Genomic DNA, 18,669 nt, shown 5'->3' on the forward strand with positions numbered 1-18,669 from the left:
TGTTTATATTACAACTCTGGTTAATAATTACCAACCTGGATTTTGAACAAGGTTTTTGTTGATAACGATATCATTTGTCGGAATTCCCCATACAAATTTATCCGCATCAGCAGCAACGCTTAAGGTATAGTACTGGCTTCCTTGCGTCAACATATTTGCATTTTGCGGGCTATTGCGTGTGAAACCCAAATGCCAACGTTTCAAATCGTCTAAACGGAAACCTTCAAAAGCAAGTTCTCGAAATCTTTCATCTCTAATGTCTTGTGTCAGTGCAGCTCCGGTGCTTACTGATGGAGTTAAACCGCGCGCAATACGCAACGCATTCAACGCAATTAAGGCATTAGGTTCGTTATTAGCGTTTTTAGCGGCTTCAGCGGCTATTAAGTACATTTCGGCTATACGAAACACTTTTGGCACATTGACATAATTGGTTATGGCCGTAGTGAAATAGATTGGGTTACCCGGATATTTGTTAACTAACCATGTATTAGGATAATTAACGCCTTGTACTATAACAGGCAATTGAGCAAAATATGCTGCTTTACGTATATCTGCAGAAGCGTACATATTAATTACCCATTGCGACGGAACGAAGTCCGGATCGTACTTAAGATCGGCTGCCCTTAAACCTAAATATATATTGTTAACGTTTGGCAACTCGGAGCTATTAACAGCCATTTGCATAATTGTTTCCTGAACACCATCAGTAGCCCAATAAGCACTAAATGCGGCCTGGCTGGTAATTAATGGATATTTACCACCGGTAATCAATGTATTAGCGGCATTATAGGCACCTGTCCAGTCTTGCATGCTCAATCTAACTCTCGCTTCTAAAGCACGGGCCGCATCAATAGTAAAGTATTTTGAACCTTGAGCTCCGGCAGTACCTGCCAACAGGTTTTCGGCTTTGGTAATATCGGATATGATCTGATCATAAACAGCTTTAACGGTTGCCCGTGCAGGTAGCGCGCTGATATCATAAGTAAGTACCAGGGGCACACCTAAATCGGTTGCAGCTGTGGCCGGCTCGTATGGTTTTGCCCAACGCAATATCAAACGATGATAATAGTATGCTCTGGCAAGGTAGGCGTCGCCCAGATATTGATTGATCGAGGCAATATCAGAGGCTGCGGTTGCCGGTATAGTTGGATACCCATTTATAGCAACATTAACATTGGCAATTGCATTATAAAAATTTTGCCATTGCGGGCCAAGTGTTTGATCATCTGCGGTAAAGGTTCCGTCCCATCTTCCAGGAGCACCGTTGCGGTTACCATAGTCTAATGTAGCATTCAACTCATCGGCCTGAACTTCGGTGTAAAAAGAATAACTGCCGTATTGTACGCCTCTAAATTTAGCATATACGCCATTATCCCAGGTCGTAGCATCTTTTACAGTTTTAAAAGATTGAGATATCTCAATGGCATTACTTGGATACAAGTTAAGCTTTTTACACGAGGCCAATACAGCCAAAGCCGTTAAACTTGTAGTAATGAATATATTAATTTTTTTCATGTCTAATTTTTTTAAGATTTAACCGTTTCTCACAGGCCGATTTTTACACCTACACTATAGTTTTTGGTGTTTGGATTATTACCTAAGCCAATGTTAGAGTTAACTTCCGGATCAATGCCTTTGTATTTTGTAAAGGTTAACAGGTCGCGACCGGTAGCAAATACAGTAAAGCCTTTGATAACTTTTGTTCTTTGAAGTACCGATTTTGGAATACTATAGCCAATTGTTAAGTTTTTAAGCCTCATAAATGACGCATCCTGTATTAACCTCGAATCGAACTGGGTAAATTGTTGACCATATTTCGGGAAAGTAGTAACATCACCTGGGTTTTTCCAATAATCCAAAACCGTAACTTCCTGGTTATAACCGGTAAACTGAGTAGGGTTTTGAGAGAAATACTGGTCGTTATTAGTGATATACTTACCCTTAACAAAATTAAACAATACATCTAAACTAAAACCTTCATAACCAGCAGATAAACCAAAACTACCATTTGCCCATGCAGTAACTGGCACGCCCAAATTTTGCTGCAGCGTAGTATTGAAAGTGTTTGTCACACCGTTATTTGTAGTTTTGTTCACTACATTATCCGGATTAGGATCTGGAAGATACCACTGTGGCAAACCTGTTGTAGGGTTAACACCCGCCCAAACCGGTTCAATGTATGTTATCGCCTGGCCTATGGTCCACATGGTACCAGTATTCGCCGGGATCCAATAGTTACGCCCCTGGAACAAAGCGGTTATTTTTTGAGCATTCATGTTTACAATAAAATGCGGTGTAACATAGGCCTTGTGCGCATTTGCCCTGTTAATCAGGTCAAAACTCAAGTCGATATCGACACCCTTATTTTGTAAAGCACCTGTATTTTGTACTTGACTTGCAAAACCTGTTGTAAACGCATAAGGAACCTGCAACAACATGGCGGTAGTTTTTCTTAAGTAAAACGATGCATCCAGATATATCCTGTTAAAGAATGTGGCACTAAACCCAACATCAGTCATTTGTTGCTTTTCCCAGGTTAAATCAGGATCACCGGCAGCGGCCAATACAAAACCGGTTCCGGTATTGTATGGAGTAGTTGATACGGTAGCCAATTGTTGATAATAATTGTTACCAAAAAGCGAGTTACCTGTTGTACCTGTGCTGGCTCTAACGGTCAGGTCGCTTAACCAGGAAACGTTTTTCAGGAAGTTTTCTTCCTTCGCTTTCCATGTCGCGCCAACCGAATAGAAGGTTGCCGATTGATTGTTAATCCCGAATTTTGATGATTTATCGTTACGTATAGAGGCCTCTAAGAAATAACGGCTTTTATAATCATAATCGGCTCTTGCGAATAATGAGTAGTATGAATACTCACTCGAAGACGAACTTGCGTTTTTATTTAAGGTACCTGTACTCAGCAACAATAAACGGTCGTCTGTTTGTCCGGTAGTTATACCGTTAAAAGCACCGTTGGTCTGGTCAGTATATTCCTGTCCTAATAAGGCTGTAAAGTGGTTATCAGATTTTACACTGAATTTATACTCGGCAGTATTAGTAAAGGTTTTTGATACCCCCCTGGTGAAAAACTCCTGGTCCGAACCGTTATTTAACGAGCCAATATACGATGGCAACCTAACTGCGCTTTCTCTGAAATCAAAAGCATCATAACCTAATTGAGTTTTAATGGTTAAGCCTTTAATTGGGGTGATCTGCAAATAAGCAGATGGATCGAATTGAATATTATTATTATTATCCTGTATGTTATTGGCAAGATATTGCGGGTGGTATAAACCTAAACCTGGGATAAAATTATAATTGTTGCCATCCGGCCCTGTCGGCGAATACCATGGCTGTGCCAAAACGGATAAACCCCGGTTAAGGCTATTGCTGCCATATGGGTTAGTTTGTCTTTCATCATAATCACCACCCATGTTAACACCGAATTTCATCCACTTGTTAACTTCCGTAGCAATATTTGCACGGAAGGTATAACGATTGAATAACGAACGATAAGCCAAACCATCTTGCCTGAAGTAACCAGCCGATACAAAATAGGTGGTTTTCCCACTACCACCGGATACTGAAAAATTATTTGAGTAAGTACCGGTATTGTTTTTAAAATACACTTTGTACCATTTTGTATCGGCATTATAAGTTGCCAAAGTAGCGTTTACCTGTGCCTGGGTTTGAACACCGGTTGCAACCTCAAATGCTGCAAACTGCGCGGTGTTCATAAAATTATTGAAGTAATCGGTATTGGCTATCTGGGATATTCCATACTCGCTTGTAACCGAAATACTTGCAGGTTTATCGACCGAGCCCTTTTTGGTGGTTATATACAACACACCATTTGATGCACGCGAACCATATATGGATGTTGAGGCCGCATCCTTTAATACTGTTACCGATTCGAAATCATCCGGATTTAAACTTATCAGCGTTCCCGGATCAATAGGTACGCCGTCCATCACTATTAACGGAGTATTGCTTGAACTAATTGATCCCAAACCGTGGATGTTAATGGATGGTGTCGACGAAGGCTCGCCCGAAGATGATAAAACAGATAAACCTGCAACCCTGCCTTGTAACGCATCAAGTACGTTTGCAACAGGCTTATCTTCCAGATCTTTCGAAGCAACGCTGGCAATATCGCCCACGGCATCCTTTCGTTGAACGCCCGAACCATAACCAATAACTACTACTTCTGTCAGTGCTTTACTGTCTGTTGATAACTTTACATTGATTACCGACTGATTGCCAATAGCAACAGTTTTAGCTGTGTAACCAATATAACTAAAAACCAATGCTTTAGCACCTTGAGGCACAGTCAATGTATAACTGCCTTGAGCGTTGGTTTGAGTGCCAACATTAGTGCCCTGAACTTTTACAGATACGCCAGGTAAGGCTAAACCGTCGTCGGCGCCTATTACTGTACCCGTGATTTTTCTGCTTTGAGCAAATGCGCTGAGCGCAAATAAGCTTAAAAACAGAAGAGAGAGTAAATTTTTCTTCATGTTTTATCGAATTAAGGGTAAATAGAAATTTAGTTGCAAATTAGTAATTATATAGCAGCTTTATTACAAATTCATTTAAAATCATCCTCCAAACCTGAAGAAAATTTAGATAATGACAAACTTATGACACGAAAACCGTATATTAAGACGAGTATAATATTTGGTTATAGACTATAATATCAAAATTGTAATCGGCATTTGCAAAAATGCGTAATATTTAATGCTTGCAGGTAAAATGTATATTTGAAGCATATTATAAGGTAGGTATATGAGAAACATTACAGTTATAGGCTCGGGCACAATGGGCAACGGCATTACACATAGTTTTGCTCAACACGGTTTTAAAGTTAATATGGTCGACATTAACCCCGACGCTTTGGCAAAAGGCTTAAGTGTCATTGAAAAGAACCTGGACAGGCAGTTATCAAAAGGTGTTATCGACGAACAAATCAAACAAAACACTTTAAATAATATAACTACCTATACTCAAATTGAAGAAGCTGTTAAACATGCCGATCTGGTTGTTGAAGCAGCAACTGAAAACATCGACCTTAAATTGAAAATCTTTAAACAGCTTGATGAGCTGTGTGCTGCCGAAACTATTCTGGCTACCAATACATCGTCTATATCGATTACTAAAATAGCTTCGGTAACGGCACGGCCGGATAAAGTTATCGGCATGCATTTTATGAACCCGGTGCCGGTAATGAAACTGGTAGAGGTGATCCGCGGATACGCTACAACCGACCTGGTTACGCAAACGATTATGCAGCTAACACAACAATTAGATAAAATACCCGTTGAGGTAAACGATTATCCCGGCTTTGTGGCCAACCGTATTTTAATGCCGATGATCAACGAAGCCATATACAGCTTGTATGAAGACGTAGCCGGCGTGCATGAAATAGATACCGTAATGAAGTTGGGCATGGCGCACCCTATGGGGCCGCTGCAACTGGCAGATTTCATCGGCCTTGATGTTTGCCTGGCTATATTGAATGTATTATACGATGGTTTTGGCAACCCTAAATACGCCCCGTGCCCGTTGCTGGTAAACATGGTAACTGCCGGTAATAAGGGCGTTAAAAGCGGGAACGGATTTTACGATTACAGCGCCGGCGGCAAAGACCTGGTGGTAGCTTCCAAGTTTCGGCAATAGCGCAACAGGCAATTTTTAAACTTTTGAGGTTTTCATCTGTCATATCTGTATAACTAATATATATACCGATGAAAACGATATCAAAATTATGTATCATTATAGCGGCCTCGGCAAGCATGCTTGCCGGTTGCGCCGGCGAATACATTGTTCGTGAACGCCCGGTTGAACCGGTTTACGAACGTCCTGTGGCTCCTTACCCAGGCGCCGTATGGATATCAGGCGAATGGGTATGGCGCGGCGATCATTACGAACGGATGCGCGGCCACTGGGAACGCCCAAGAAGCCGTGTTTGGGTTGAGGGCCATTGGCGCGAAACACCGGGCGGCTATGTTTGGGTACGCGGCCACTGGCAATAAATTAGTCTGTAGTCTCAAGCACTGATAGCTTGAACATGGTAAATTAAAAAGCCCTGCAAATTGCGGGGCTTTTTTGTGAAAACACTTTTAGTCACATCCTTTCGGGAACCATGATGCCTAACAGGCTCATACTGCGTTTGATGATTTTAGCGGCTGCCGCGGATAAGGTTAGCCGGAATTGTCTTACATCTGCCGGAACCTCATCTTTCAGGATGGCCTTATCCTGGTAGAATTTATTGTAGGTTTTGGCCAGTTCGTAAACATAGTTGGCAATCACCGCCGGGCTATAGTCGCGGGCGGCCTGCATAATGGCTTCGGGGAATTGGTTCAAAGCCAGGATCAATTCACGCTCAAGCGCATCGAGTTGTTTAATATCTGTCGACGCTTCGCCACTGGTATAGCCTGCCTTGTTGAGCACCGATCGGATACGGGCATGGGTATACTGAATGAACGGCCCGGTATGCCCCTGGAAATCGATCGACTCGGCAGGATCGAACAATAAACGTTTTTTAGGTTCGACCTTTAACAGGAAGTATTTTAAAGCGCCCATACCAATGGTATGATATAGCTGCTCCTTTTCGGTTTCGCCAAAGCTGTTCACCTTGCCCAAGGCTTCGGTATGGGTTTTAGCGGTTTGCTCCATCTCTTCCATCAAATCGTCGGCGTCAACCACGGTACCTTCGCGGCTCTTCATTTTACCCGATGGCAGATCGACCATACCATAAGATAAATGGAACAAGCCCGGCGCCCAGCTTTTGCCCAGTTTTTTGAGGATGAGGAACAACACCTTAAAATGATAGTCCTGCTCATTACCTACTACATAGATCGATTTATCCATGTGGTATTGGCTGTATTTCAATTGGGCTGTGCCCACATCCTGCGTAATGTAAACCGAGGTACCATTTGAGCGCAGTACCAGTTTTTGATCGAGGCCCTCGGCGGTGAGATCGATCCAGACAGAACCGTCTTCCTTTTTAAAGAAAACGCTCTTCGCAAGGCCTTCATCTATGATATCCTTACCTAACAGATAGGTGTCGGATTCATAGTAATATTGATCAAAATCGACCCCTAATTTTTTATAGGTTTCGGCAAAACCGGCGTACACCCAGCTGTTCATGGTTTTCCACAGATCGATCACGGCCACATCCCCTGCTTCCCATTGTTCGAGCATTTGCTGTGCCTGTATAATTAAGGGCGCATTCTTTTTAGCTTCCTCTTCGGTTTGCCCGAGGGCCTTTAGTTCGTCTATTTGTTTTTTGTATTCCTTATCAAAAACCACGTAATACTTCCCGACAAGGTGATCGCCTTTTAACCCGCTCGACTCCGGCGTTTCGCCATTGCCAAACAGTTGCCAGGCCAGCATGGATTTGCAGATGTGGATACCACGATCGTTAACCAGGTTAGCTTTGATCACCTCATAACCGTTAGCCTTTAGTATCTCGGCAACCGAATAACCTAACAGGTTGTTACGGATATGCCCCAGGTGCAGCGGTTTATTGGTGTTTGGCGAAGAATACTCTACCATCACCTTTTCGTCTTTGGGAGGATATACGCCAAATTCAGGCCGGGCTATCTGGTTGTATAGTTGGCCAATCCAGTACTCGTCGCTGATGCTGATATTCAAAAAACCTTTGATGACGTTAAATGCGGATACATCCGCTAACTCGTTCAATAAAAACTCTCCTATCTCGGTACCGGTTTGTTCGGGCGATTTGCGCGAAAGCTTAACGAACGGAAAAGTAACAATGGTAACCTGGCCCTCAAACTCCTTGCGGGTTTGTTGCAGGGTAATATCAGTAGCGTTAATATCGGTATTGTATAGGGCTTTAACGGCCCTGATGGCGGCATCAACTATAAAATCCATGGGGGCAAAATTAATCAAATAGTCGGGAAGTTTGTAGTCGGACAGTCCGAATACGTGCGTTACACGCCCCTGCACCTCCCGAATAACCGGGACGGGCACTCTCAAGAGAGGAGTCGCACTACCCGTCGCTATCGTGTACCCGATCGCATTAAATACTTAACATTTCCTTGTTTATCCAGGCAGAAAATTGTATATTTATATCACTCAGCCGGTTTTTAGGCCAAAACAGTTCATCAAGTTAACCACAAAAAAAAAGACATCAGTACACCGATGCAATACCTATGTCATACCGATGTGTTTCATCGGTGTTAAAAACACAAAAAGTGCATTATTGGCTTTAAAGGGCATTTATGTCGAAAAAACACGTTAAAATACCGAAGAATACCTATGTCTGCTGAGCGCTAAGCCGGAAGCTTCTGTTTTCTGTTTCGGGTATTTCAAATCCGAATTCGGAAATAAACGATAGCTTTGCGTACTACCTTTTTTATGACGTTAACAAGAGAAGATTTTAAAGTAGGCGTAGGCTCGGAAATTGGCGACCTGCGCTGTTTACTGATCCACAGCCCCGACAGCGGCCTGGGTAAAGTTGTACCCTCAAAGGCGCAGGACTGGCTTTTTGAAGACATCGTGCACCTGGATACCGTCCGCAAAAACGAGTACGACCATTATGTGAAGGTGCTGATGTATTTCCTCGACCCGGAAAAGATCAAGGGGAAACTGGCGCAGATAGAATCGAACGAAAACGACCGTGCTTTTTTTAAGCCTGATAATCCTGACTTCCACGGATCCGCGAAAGTGATCGAGATACAGTCGCTGCTGTCAGACATTTTACAGGATCAAGGTATCCGCGAAAAGCTGACCGCTGCCGTATGTGCTATAGAAAATTGCACCTACGGCTTACAGCAAATATTGACAGATACCAACCCGATCGAATTAGCGAAGGTGCTGATTTCAGGATCGATGACGGGGCAGGATAAGATGATCTTCGCCCCTATCCCCAACTTTATATTTTCGAGGGATATCGGCATTGCCATTAACGACCATATACTGATCAATAAACCGGCGAAACAGGCACGCGCCCGGGAAACGTTACTGATGCGTTACATCTTATTTAATCACCCGCTGTTCGCTGCTTACCGCGACAGGATACTGGAGATACCCGAAAGCATGCAAAGCTTTTTGCGCCCCGGCGAAGACAGCGGCGAGAAAACCACGCTTGAAGGCGGTGATGTAATGGTGGTAAGCCCCAATCACGTACTGATAGGCTGCAGCGAGCGAACATCGACGATCGGCGCCAATGCTGCGATTAAGTTGCTGTTTGAGCACAACGTGGTAGATAAGGTTACGGTTGTTAAAATTCCGCATAAGCGCGATTTTATGCATATCGATACCATCTTTACCCAGGTTAAGCGCAACGTTTGGGTACTGCTGGGCTCATTGTCAATCGCCGAAAGGCCGATTAAAGACAGCGACCCGATAGCTTATTTTGCTGACCGGAAAACGAAAGATAAACCGGAGATAGTTCAGTTTAAAAAAGGGCGGATTGACGAACCGAGGCTTTTTGCCAGTTTGGAGGAGTTGCTGGACGATATCAGCCAGAACGATTTGAAAAGTACCGAACCTACACGCTTTATTTACTCGGGCAATAACAAATTCCCTTACGACGCGCGCGAGCAATGGACCGACAGTTGTAACCTGCTGGCATTAAAAGAAGGTGTTGTTTTGGGTTACGATCGTAACGATAAAACCGTCGACGCTTTTGTTCAAAACGGCTTTAAAACGGTTAAGGTTTGCGATTTGCTCGAAAAATTTGAAAGCGATGAATTGCTGCCGCGCGATATGCAGGATACGCTGATATTGATGCCATCGTCGGAACTATCGCGTGCGCGGGGCGGGTTTCATTGTATGAGCATGCCGGTGCTGCGCGACGACGTCGATAGTCGATAGTCAATTGTCCATAACCCATGGAAAATCAAATTATTGCTTTTTTAAAAGCACGGCGAAGTTGGTGTGGATGCGTTTGCCGATTGACTGAGGTAATGCTTGTGTAAAGCGTTCGAGGGCGAGTATGAGTGTTTTTGGCATCCATTTGAGCATGGGGCGCAGTTTACTGTAACCGCCGGTAAAAAAGTTGGTGTTGTATTTCATGCCCATCACTTCCAGCCCCGCCTTTTTGGCCAGTGTGGCTATCTCATCCATATGAAGCAAAAAGATATGATCTTCGGAGTGCGGGCCGAATTGTTTTGATTCAAATACGCTGGGGTCGGCCACATCGCTGAATTTGGGCAGGTCGTTCTTAAAGTACGAGCCAAGCGGCGTGGAGATCACCACATAACCACCGGGCTTAACCAATGTTGCCAGTTTAGCCAGAAATTCATCGGGGTGGGCAACGTGCTCTATGATCTCGGTAGCCAGCACTACGTCAAAAAGCCGGTCGAACTTCAAGTCGAACGCATTACCGGGGCGGTAGGTAATATTGCCGGTTTCGCGTTTTAGCTCAACATATCCGGCCAGGTCTTCGCGGATGTCGTTCCAGGTTACATTATAGCCCAGTTCGGCAAGAGTGAGCGTAAAATTGCCCTGCGAGGCGGCTACATCCAGAATATGATCGCCCGGTTTGGCGATGCTTTTGATGAGGCTGATGGTACTATCGCGGCGCATACGATAAGCATAAACATAACCCGGGTTTTCGCGGGTATCGCCGTAAATTTCCATCAAGTCGTACGGATAGCTGTACCACCAGCTGGGTTTCCAGGAATCATCGGGCAAAAGGCGCTTCATACGATCAATGGTTTACGATCTAAAAATGAATAAAAAAATCAACATGCGCTATATTGCCCGAACATCTTGTAACTTCAATCATTATATCCTATAAAAACCAATGAGATCGACCGTTTTAATGATTCGTCCTGTGGCATTTGGCTTTAATGAGCAAACTGCAGGCAGCAATGCTTTCCAGCAACAGGGGCTTGATCAGCAAAATGTTCAGCAAAAAGCCTTAAAGGAGTTTGATGCGCTGGTTGCTGCCCTGCGTGATAACGGTGTTGAAGTAATTGTTGTTGAAGATACCCCCGCCCCGCATACGCCCGATTCGATATTTCCGAACAACTGGGTATCGTTCCACGAAAACGGGCAGGTATTTTTGTACCCCATGCAGGCCGAGAACCGAAGGTTGGAGCGCCGGGAAGATATCGTAAGGGATTTGGTGGATCAGTTCGCTATCAGCAATATTGAAGACCTCAGCCACTTTGAAAGTGAGCAAAAATTTTTGGAGGGTACCGGCAGCATGGTACTCGACAGGCAGAATAAAATTGCTTATGCCTGTATCTCACCGCGAACAGACCGTGAAGTTTTAGCCGAGTTTTGTGAAGAAAGCGGCTATAGCGCCGTAGAATTTCATGCTACAGACAGCCAGGGCAAAGCCATATACCATACCAACGTTTTGATGTGCATGGGCGAAGAGTTTGTTGTTATCTGCCTGGATTCGGTTACCGATGATGGTGAGCGCGAATTACTGACCGATTCGTTTACCATCACCGGCAAGGAAATTATCGGGATCAGCATGGCGCAGGTGAACGCGTTTGCCGGCAATATGCTGGAGCTGGAAAACGACAAAGGCGAACATTTGCTGGTAATGTCGGGCAGTGCATACCGCTCGTTGACATTGCAGCAAATAACCCGCCTGGAAAAATATTGCAAACTTGTTTATGCTGACCTAAATACTATTGAGACTAACGGCGGCGGCAGTGCGAGGTGTATGATTGCGGAGGTGAGGCTGCCTTTGCGGTGAGTGGTGAATAGTGAATGGTGAACAGACCATAGTCGACAGTCCATAGACCATAGTTTTATCATAGTGAAATGGCTATGGACTATGGACCATCGACCATGGACAACCCCTCTCAATTAAATTACATTTCAACTATTAAAATTATCGCAACAATTAGGATTTTTTCCATTTAAAAATTACATTTTTGCGCAAATTTTATTTGATCGATAAATGCAGAGTTACCAGGAATTTATTGACCTGAGCGTGGGTTTTCCGCAGGAGGGTTTTGAGGTTTATGACGATGAACTATATTTTCATGACCTTAACTTAATGGAAATGATTGAAACGTATGGCACGCCGCTGCGTTTCACCTACTTGCCTATCGTTTCGAAAAAGATACAGCAGGCCAAGATCCTGTTCCAGCAGGCTATCATCAAAAACAACTATCGCGGCAGCTATAAATACTGTTACTGCACAAAAAGCTCACACTTTAAACATATTGTCGAGGAGGCGCTTAAAAACGATATCCACCTCGAAACATCATCGGCATTTGATATGCCGATGATCGACGCGCTCGAGAAAAAAGGCGTGCTGAGCAAGGATATGACCGTGATCTGCAATGGCTTTAAAACCTATCAGTACAAACAGTATATCATCGATATGCTGCACGATGGGTTTAAGAATATCATCCCGGTGCTGGACAACAAGGAAGAGTTCAACATTTACGATGACGAAGTTGAAATGGATACACCATGCAACCTCGGCATCCGGATAGCGGCCGAAGAGCAGCCCGATTCGCAATTCTACACCTCGCGTTTGGGTATCCGTTTGGAAGACATCATCGATTTTTATTACAACAAGATCGAATCGAACCCGAATTTTAAGCTGAAACTGCTGCACTTCTTTATCAATTCGGGTATTTCAGACACGCCCTACTACTGGAACGAGCTCGAAAAATACGTTACCCTGTACTGCAAACTGAAAAAGATCAACCCCGACCTGGATACTTTGGATATCGGCGGTGGTATGCCTTTTAAGGATTCGCTGGTATTTGATTTTGACTACGAATACATGGTGAACGAGATTGTGAGCCGTATTAAAGAGATCTGCGCGGAGCACGAGGTGATGGAACCGGATATCATCACCGAGTTTGGTAAATATACTGTAGCCGAAGCTTCGGGCATCATCTACAAAGTACTGGGCCGCAAACAGCAGAACGACCGCGAACGCTGGCTGATGCTGGACGGTTCGTTCATCACCAACCTGCCCGATGTTTGGGCGCTGAACCAAAAATACATCCTGCTGCCTATCAATAACTGGGATGCCGAGTACGAGCGTGTAAACCTTGGCGGCATTACCTGCGACGGGCAGGATTACTATAACCAGGAAGCGCATATGAACAGCGTATTTATGCCGAAAACCCGTAAAGTGCAGTACCTGGCCTTTTTCCACACCGGCGCTTACCAGGAAGTACTGAGCGGTTACGGCGGTATTCACCACTGCTTACTGCCATCGCCAAAGCATGTCATCATCCGCCGCAACCGCGATGAGACTTTTAATTTCGAAGTCTTTGGCGAGGAGCAGAACAGCAAGCAGGTGCTGAAGATATTAGGGTACACAACGTAAGTTTGATCTCGAATTTCGGATTTACAATTTCGAATTTTTAAAGAAAAATATCCCGCGCGTCATTGCGAGGAACGAAGTAATCCCTGCGCTATAAAGGTCCGATTGAATGCATCGAATGTCCTAAGTAGAGATTGCATCGCTACCGCTCGCAACGACGTTTTTGTTTAACGTTAATTGGCATTAAATCTGCTACGTTTGCTTTATGAAAATATACCAGCAAACCTTAACACTTAACCAGCGCAGGCGTGGTTTTCATATCATTACATCCGAAGTGGTATATGCCATGCCGCAGATCAGCCAGATCAGGGTTGGAATGTGCCAGGTATTTATTCGGCACACCTCGGCATCACTCGCCATCAACGAAAATGCCGACCCTACCGTACGCCAGGATTTTGAAATGTATTTCAATAAAACGGTTCCCGAAAACGACCCTGATTATCGCCACGATGATGAAGGCCCCGACGATATGCCGGCCCACCTGAAAGCTGCTATGCTCGGCAGTTCGGTAATGATACCCATTCGTAACGGAAGATTGGCCTTAGGTACCTGGCAGGGTATTTACCTCTGCGAGCACCGTGACCATGGCGGCGAAAGGGATTTGATAATTACCGTTTGGGGCGAGTAAAGATACTCTGTCCCGGGGCTACATTCCTCTGCGCTTTTTCTCCTTGGTAATCAAACTCAACTCGCGCCCCATTTGCCCGGCAATGGCGGTATTTTCCTGTGCGCGGCGGAAAAGGTATGGCAGCACCGCTTTTACCGGTCCGTAAGGCACATATTTAGCTACGTTGTATCGCGAGTTAGCCAGGTTAAAGCTCAGGTTATCGCTCATACCCAAAAGCTGCGAAAAATATACGTGCGGGTGGTTGTGATCGAGTTTGGCGGCATCTAAAAGTTCGGTTAAAATCCGGCAGCTGTCTTCGTTGTGCGTACCGGCCACAAAGGCAATTTCATTGATATTATCGATACAAAACTTCAGTGCCTTATTGTAATCTTTATCGGCAGAAGCCTTGTCGGGCTGTATAGGCGAAGGGTAATTTAGTTCGGCAGCACGTTTACGCTCTTTTTCCATATAAGCGCCGCGTACCAGCTTGGCGCCTAAATAAAAGCCTTCGGCTTTAGCCAAAGTGTGGTCGTGTTTCAATGAGGCCAGTTTATCGTGACGGTAAAGCTGATAGGTATTATATACAATGGTACGGTTGCGGTTAAAGTTACGCATCATATCCAGCGCCAGCATATCGATGGTATCCTGTATCCAGCTTTCTTCAGCATCTATCATCACCGGTATGTCCAGCGAATGTGCCTTTTGGCAAATAGCCAATACACGGTTTTGTACTTTTTCCCATTCTTGCTGCTCGGTAGTATCCAGTTGCTGTTTGGCATCAAGTTTCTCCAACAAAGCGAAACGTCCTACCCCGGTCACTTTAAATACAGTAAGCGGTATCGACGGGTCGCCTTTAGCGCGTTCGATGGTACGGATGATCTCATCCCGGGTCTCGTCGAAAATATGTTCTTCATCCTCACCCTCTACCGAATAATCCAATATCGTACCTACGCCGCCTTCGGCCAGGTTTTTGATCGTGGCACCGCACTCGGCAATGGTTTCGCCGCCGCAAAACTGTTTGAAGATAGTTGCGCGGATAATGCCCTGGATAGGCAAATGAAGTTTTAATGCAAAATTGGTAATGGGCGGGCCAACCTTGACAAAAAAATTAATATTAATAAACTTAAACAGCCACCAGGCACGTTTTAATCCTGAGTTAGATGTATGGCGAAAGGCGATTTCGGTATTTTCAAAAGAAAGTTCGTTACCCCCACGGGGGGCATTGTCGGTATGGGTCAGCATGGTGCAAATTTATAAAATGCGCATAATTATAACTCATTATTGGATGAATAGTTTATTTTTGCCAAGTCTATGATACAGTTCAAACTAACCGAAGACTATATCCACCTGATCCAGTTATTGAAAGCTACTCACCTGGTTGCCACCGGCGGCGAGGCGCAGATAGCAGTGATGGAAGGTGAGGTAAAGTACAACGGTGAGATTGATACCCGTAAACGCCTTAAAGTGCGTGCAGGAGATGTTGTAGAATACCGAGGCCAAAAAATTACAGTGCAGTAACCCCATCATGAATAAGTTAGACAGTATTAGCTACCCTATATATTTTGATTATATCGCCAACGGACTCGATGAGTTCATCAGCGCGGGTAAATACACCCGTGTTTTTGTATTGACCGACGAGCATACCGGCAAATTTTGCCTGCCTTATCTGCAGGAACGCCTGATGCGTAATGCTGATTTCGATCTGATTGAGATCAGTGCAGGCGAGGAAAGCAAAAGCATAGATTTTTGCGTAGGTATCTGGAAAAACCTGATCGATTTTGGAGCCGACCGTAACGCCCTGCTCATTAACTTAGGCGGTGGCGTGGTTACCGATCTGGGTGGTTTTGCCGCTTCGACCTATAAACGCGGTATCGATTTTATACACATCCCCACTACTCTGCTCTCGCAGGTCGACGCTTCGGTAGGTGGTAAAACCGGTATTGATATCTTCAATCTTAAAAACATCATCGGTACGTTTACCCAGCCAAAGGCGGTGTTTATTGAGCACGCCTTTTTAAGCACCTTGCCCGAAAGGCAGATCAGATCGGGCCTGGCCGAGATGCTGAAACATGGTCTGATTGCCGATGCAGATTACTGGGACAAACTAAAGCACAGCGACCTGGATAATCTGACCAGCGAGCTCATCAAAGATTCGATCGAGATAAAGAATAAAGTAGTGATAGCCGATCCCACCGAACGCGGCTTGCGTAAAATATTAAACTTTGGCCATACAATTGGTCATGCTATCGAGAGCTACTCACTGGATAACGACGAAAACCCGCTTACCCATGGCGAAGCCGTTGTTGCCGGTATGATATGCGAAACCTGGTTATCGCATCAGAAGGCAGGCTTGCCGCTTGACCAGATGCACGCTATTACCGACTTTTTGCTGAGCCTTTACGGCAAATACGAGATACACGAAAACTGCTATCCTTTCCTCAACAACATTATGAAAAAGGATAAAAAGAATGTAAACGGCAAAATCAATTGCTCGCTGCTTGCCCGGATAGGCGAATGTGTTATCGACAATATCTGCACCGATGAGGAGCTGTGTGATAGTTTGCGTTATTATGCTTCGCTCGAATACGCAAAGGCTTGATTTTTTTATTAGGTTAAACCATGCAAAAAGAGCATTCCGGATATCCGGAATGCTCTTTTTGCTTTTAAACAGGTTATTTGCCCGGTTTAAACGTATTGTTTTTCGGATCCACATCGGGCAACTGGTTATCCGGGTCCAGCATCACCTCATCAATGGTTGATGTCGACGGGTATTTGAACGTCCAGCTGGCACCGCGCTGCCATATCTCAACCGGTAAATGGATGATTTCGGTTTTACCGTTGCTTTGGGTGATTTTTACATCAACCGGCATTACCAGCTTCTCTTTATTTAACACAGTGATCAACGCGCCCTTTTCGGGTTTACCATCCACATAGCTAACGTTGGTTATGGCCTGGTCGAGCTTCCAGGTGGTAAAAAACCAGCCTTTCCACAGCCAGTTCAGGTCTTCGCCTGCAGCATTGTTCATCGCCCTGAAAAAATCGTATGGTGTTGGGTGTTTCATGGCCCATTGCTGTATGTAGTTGTGGAAGGCATAGTCGAACCTGTCGTGCCCCAAAACCACATTGCGCAGCATATCCAGCGCTACCGAAGTTTTGCTATAATAGTAACCATAATCGCGCAGGCCCATAGCCTCAGGCGGTGTCATCAGCGGATCGGCCATACGCTGCATTGCACGCGACATAGCCTTTGCAGGCCTGGTGGCAGCATTATAGTATTCGCCTTTATTGAACATTTCGGTGGCATACTGGTTAATAAAAGTGTTGAATCCTTCATCCATCCACATATATTTACGCTCGTTCGAACCTACGATCATCGGGAACCAGTTATGCCCTATCTCGTGGGTAACATCGCCCCAAAGGCGGCCGTTCTTTAAATTATTCAGGCAGAAGATAATACCCGGGTACTCCATACCCAGAGCCACCCCGGCAACACTTACCGCCGAGTTCCACGGATATTCGTAGTAAGCCTTTGAATAGATCTCCATGCTGTTTTTCAGGTACTCGGTCGAGCGGCCCCACGAATCATTACCCGCGCTTTCGGCGGGATAGGCCGACATGGCTATGCCTTTACGGCCCGAGGGGAAGTTTACCCTTGCAGCATCCCAGATAAAAGCCTTCGATGCCGCCCACGATACGTCGCGGCTATTGCTCATCTTAAAATGCCAGGTCAGGTTACCGGCTCCGGCCGGGCGGGTTTCTTTTTCTCCCACTTCGCCTTCCTTGACGATCATTACCGTTTTATCGCTCTCACGGGCTTCTTTTAAACGTGCTACCTGGGTTGTTGTCAACACTTCGGCGGGGTTTTGCAAATCGCCCGATCCCACGACTATCATATCTGCCGGCGTAGTGATGTAGTAGTCAAAATCGCCATATTCGCAGTAAAACTCACCCAGGCCCATATATGGCAATGTGTTCCAGCCTTCTACATCATCGTACACGCACATACGCGGGTACCATTGGGCTATCTCGTAAACATAACCTTTTTTGAATTTTTTTCGGCCCATACGGTCGGCACCGTAAAACGGTATCGAAAAATCGTAGTTTACTTTAACCTCTATCTTATCGCCTTTAGCACCAAGCGGGGCATTTAAGCGCACCTGCATACGCGCATCGGTAATTACAGGGGCAACGGTGTAGCTTTTGCCATTATAGGTTACGGTAACGGTTTTTATATGATAACCGCCACGGTTAAATCCTTTAACGTCGAAACGGTCGCCATCCAACGGTGTGGTGGCCGCGCCGCGCGAGTCGGGGCTGAACAGGTTCTGATCTAACTGCAGCCACAGGTAATCAAGCTTGTCAGGACTATTATTGGTATAATTGATAACCACCTCGCCGGTAATTGTTGTATCCTGTGTGGTTTCGTTCAAGGTAGCTTTGATCTTGTAATCAGCGCGGTTTTGCCAATATTTCGGACCTGGTTGTCCGGATGCCGAGCGTACTTCAGTACCGGTAAGAGGCCAGGTTATGGGGCCGAAGGTTTCTTTATGATCATATCTGGTAGAATCGGTAGTTGTTTGTGCCCTGGTGTTTTGTTCAAGGAGTACAATTGCTGCCAGGAACAGAAAAAGAGAATTAAATTTGATATAGCGCATATATTAATTGGGTAAACCACAAATAAACCAAATTAATGCCACATATTAAACCCAGGATCAACGGGTATCAAAAATGTTATGGTAATCTTGTGTTTACATTAACGTAATTTGCTTTAAAACAAACC

At 44.9% G+C, this 18,669-nt stretch carries 14 protein-coding genes; 8 read left to right on the forward strand and 6 right to left on the reverse strand.

Annotation, left to right across the window (positions count from 1 at the left end):
- Positions 1–27: 27 nt before the first annotated feature.
- Together BEL04_RS06025 and BEL04_RS06030 are read right to left on the reverse strand one after the other, a co-directional pair.
- The gene (locus tag BEL04_RS06025) at positions 28–1,515 is read right to left on the reverse strand and encodes a RagB/SusD family nutrient uptake outer membrane protein (protein WP_066001274.1); all 1,488 of its coding nucleotides are present in this window, start codon (positions 1,513–1,515) and stop codon (positions 28–30) included.
- Positions 1,516–1,544: 29 nt separating this feature from the next.
- Positions 1,545–4,514: a SusC/RagA family TonB-linked outer membrane protein gene (locus BEL04_RS06030; protein WP_066001277.1), complete on the reverse strand. Its 2,970-nt coding sequence runs from the start codon at positions 4,512–4,514 to the stop codon at positions 1,545–1,547.
- A 268-nt stretch (positions 4,515–4,782) separates the two neighbouring features.
- On the opposite strand from BEL04_RS06030, the gene BEL04_RS06035 reads away from it, so the two are divergent.
- The gene (locus BEL04_RS06035; protein ID WP_066001279.1) at positions 4,783–5,673 is read left to right on the forward strand and encodes a 3-hydroxybutyryl-CoA dehydrogenase; all 891 of its coding nucleotides are present in this window, start codon (positions 4,783–4,785) and stop codon (positions 5,671–5,673) included.
- A gap of 68 nt (positions 5,674–5,741) precedes the next feature.
- Positions 5,742–6,029, forward strand: a complete 288-nt coding sequence (locus tag BEL04_RS06040) for a YXWGXW repeat-containing protein (protein ID WP_066001281.1) — start codon at positions 5,742–5,744, stop codon at positions 6,027–6,029.
- 91 nt (positions 6,030–6,120) lie between these two features.
- Here BEL04_RS06040 and argS read toward each other — a convergent pair whose 3' ends face one another.
- Positions 6,121–7,893: an arginine--tRNA ligase gene (gene argS, locus BEL04_RS06045; RefSeq protein ID WP_066001283.1), complete on the reverse strand. Its 1,773-nt coding sequence runs from the start codon at positions 7,891–7,893 to the stop codon at positions 6,121–6,123.
- Positions 7,894–8,379: 486 nt separating this feature from the next.
- Between argS and BEL04_RS06055 the strand changes: the two genes are divergently transcribed.
- Positions 8,380–9,840, forward strand: coding sequence for an arginine deiminase family protein (locus BEL04_RS06055; protein WP_066001288.1), 1,461 nt, complete (start codon positions 8,380–8,382; stop codon positions 9,838–9,840).
- Between the two features lie 30 nt (positions 9,841–9,870).
- Here BEL04_RS06055 and BEL04_RS06060 read toward each other — a convergent pair whose 3' ends face one another.
- On the reverse strand, positions 9,871–10,674 hold the full coding sequence (locus tag BEL04_RS06060) for a bifunctional 2-polyprenyl-6-hydroxyphenol methylase/3-demethylubiquinol 3-O-methyltransferase UbiG (protein WP_066001290.1): 804 nt from the start codon (positions 10,672–10,674) through the stop codon (positions 9,871–9,873).
- Between the two features lie 100 nt (positions 10,675–10,774).
- Here BEL04_RS06060 and ctlX point away from each other — a divergent pair, with 100 nt between their 5' ends.
- The 3 genes from ctlX to BEL04_RS06075 all read left to right on the forward strand — a co-directional run bounded on the left by ctlX (position 10,775) and on the right by BEL04_RS06075 (position 13,910).
- Positions 10,775–11,683 carry a citrulline utilization hydrolase CtlX gene (gene ctlX, locus BEL04_RS06065; protein WP_217493602.1) on the forward strand — a complete coding sequence of 303 codons (909 nt, stop codon included), beginning with the start codon at positions 10,775–10,777 and terminating at the stop codon, positions 11,681–11,683.
- 207 nt (positions 11,684–11,890) lie between these two features.
- Positions 11,891–13,285: an arginine decarboxylase gene (locus BEL04_RS06070; RefSeq protein ID WP_066001295.1), complete on the forward strand. Its 1,395-nt coding sequence runs from the start codon at positions 11,891–11,893 to the stop codon at positions 13,283–13,285.
- 202 nt (positions 13,286–13,487) lie between these two features.
- A complete protein-coding gene (locus BEL04_RS06075; protein WP_066001298.1) occupies positions 13,488–13,910 on the forward strand; it encodes a secondary thiamine-phosphate synthase enzyme YjbQ in 423 nt (140 codons plus the stop codon).
- Positions 13,911–13,928: 18 nt separating this feature from the next.
- On the opposite strand, the gene BEL04_RS06080 is transcribed toward BEL04_RS06075, so the two are convergent.
- Positions 13,929–15,131, reverse strand: a complete 1,203-nt coding sequence (locus BEL04_RS06080; protein ID WP_066001304.1) for a proline dehydrogenase family protein — start codon at positions 15,129–15,131, stop codon at positions 13,929–13,931.
- A 69-nt stretch (positions 15,132–15,200) separates the two neighbouring features.
- Here BEL04_RS06080 and BEL04_RS06085 point away from each other — a divergent pair, with 69 nt between their 5' ends.
- Together BEL04_RS06085 and aroB are read left to right on the forward strand one after the other, a co-directional pair.
- Positions 15,201–15,407, forward strand: coding sequence for an RNA-binding S4 domain-containing protein (locus tag BEL04_RS06085; RefSeq protein ID WP_066001305.1), 207 nt, complete (start codon positions 15,201–15,203; stop codon positions 15,405–15,407).
- 7 nt (positions 15,408–15,414) lie between these two features.
- A complete protein-coding gene (aroB, locus tag BEL04_RS06090) occupies positions 15,415–16,488 on the forward strand; it encodes a 3-dehydroquinate synthase (RefSeq protein ID WP_066001307.1) in 1,074 nt (357 codons plus the stop codon).
- 73 nt (positions 16,489–16,561) lie between these two features.
- Here aroB and BEL04_RS06095 read toward each other — a convergent pair whose 3' ends face one another.
- The gene (locus BEL04_RS06095; protein WP_066001309.1) at positions 16,562–18,544 is read right to left on the reverse strand and encodes a M1 family metallopeptidase; all 1,983 of its coding nucleotides are present in this window, start codon (positions 18,542–18,544) and stop codon (positions 16,562–16,564) included.
- Positions 18,545–18,669: the final 125 nt, after the last annotated feature.

It is taken from the genome of Mucilaginibacter sp. PPCGB 2223 (assembly GCF_001705515.1).
In the GTDB taxonomy this organism is placed as follows: Bacteria; Bacteroidota; Bacteroidia; order Sphingobacteriales; family Sphingobacteriaceae; genus Mucilaginibacter.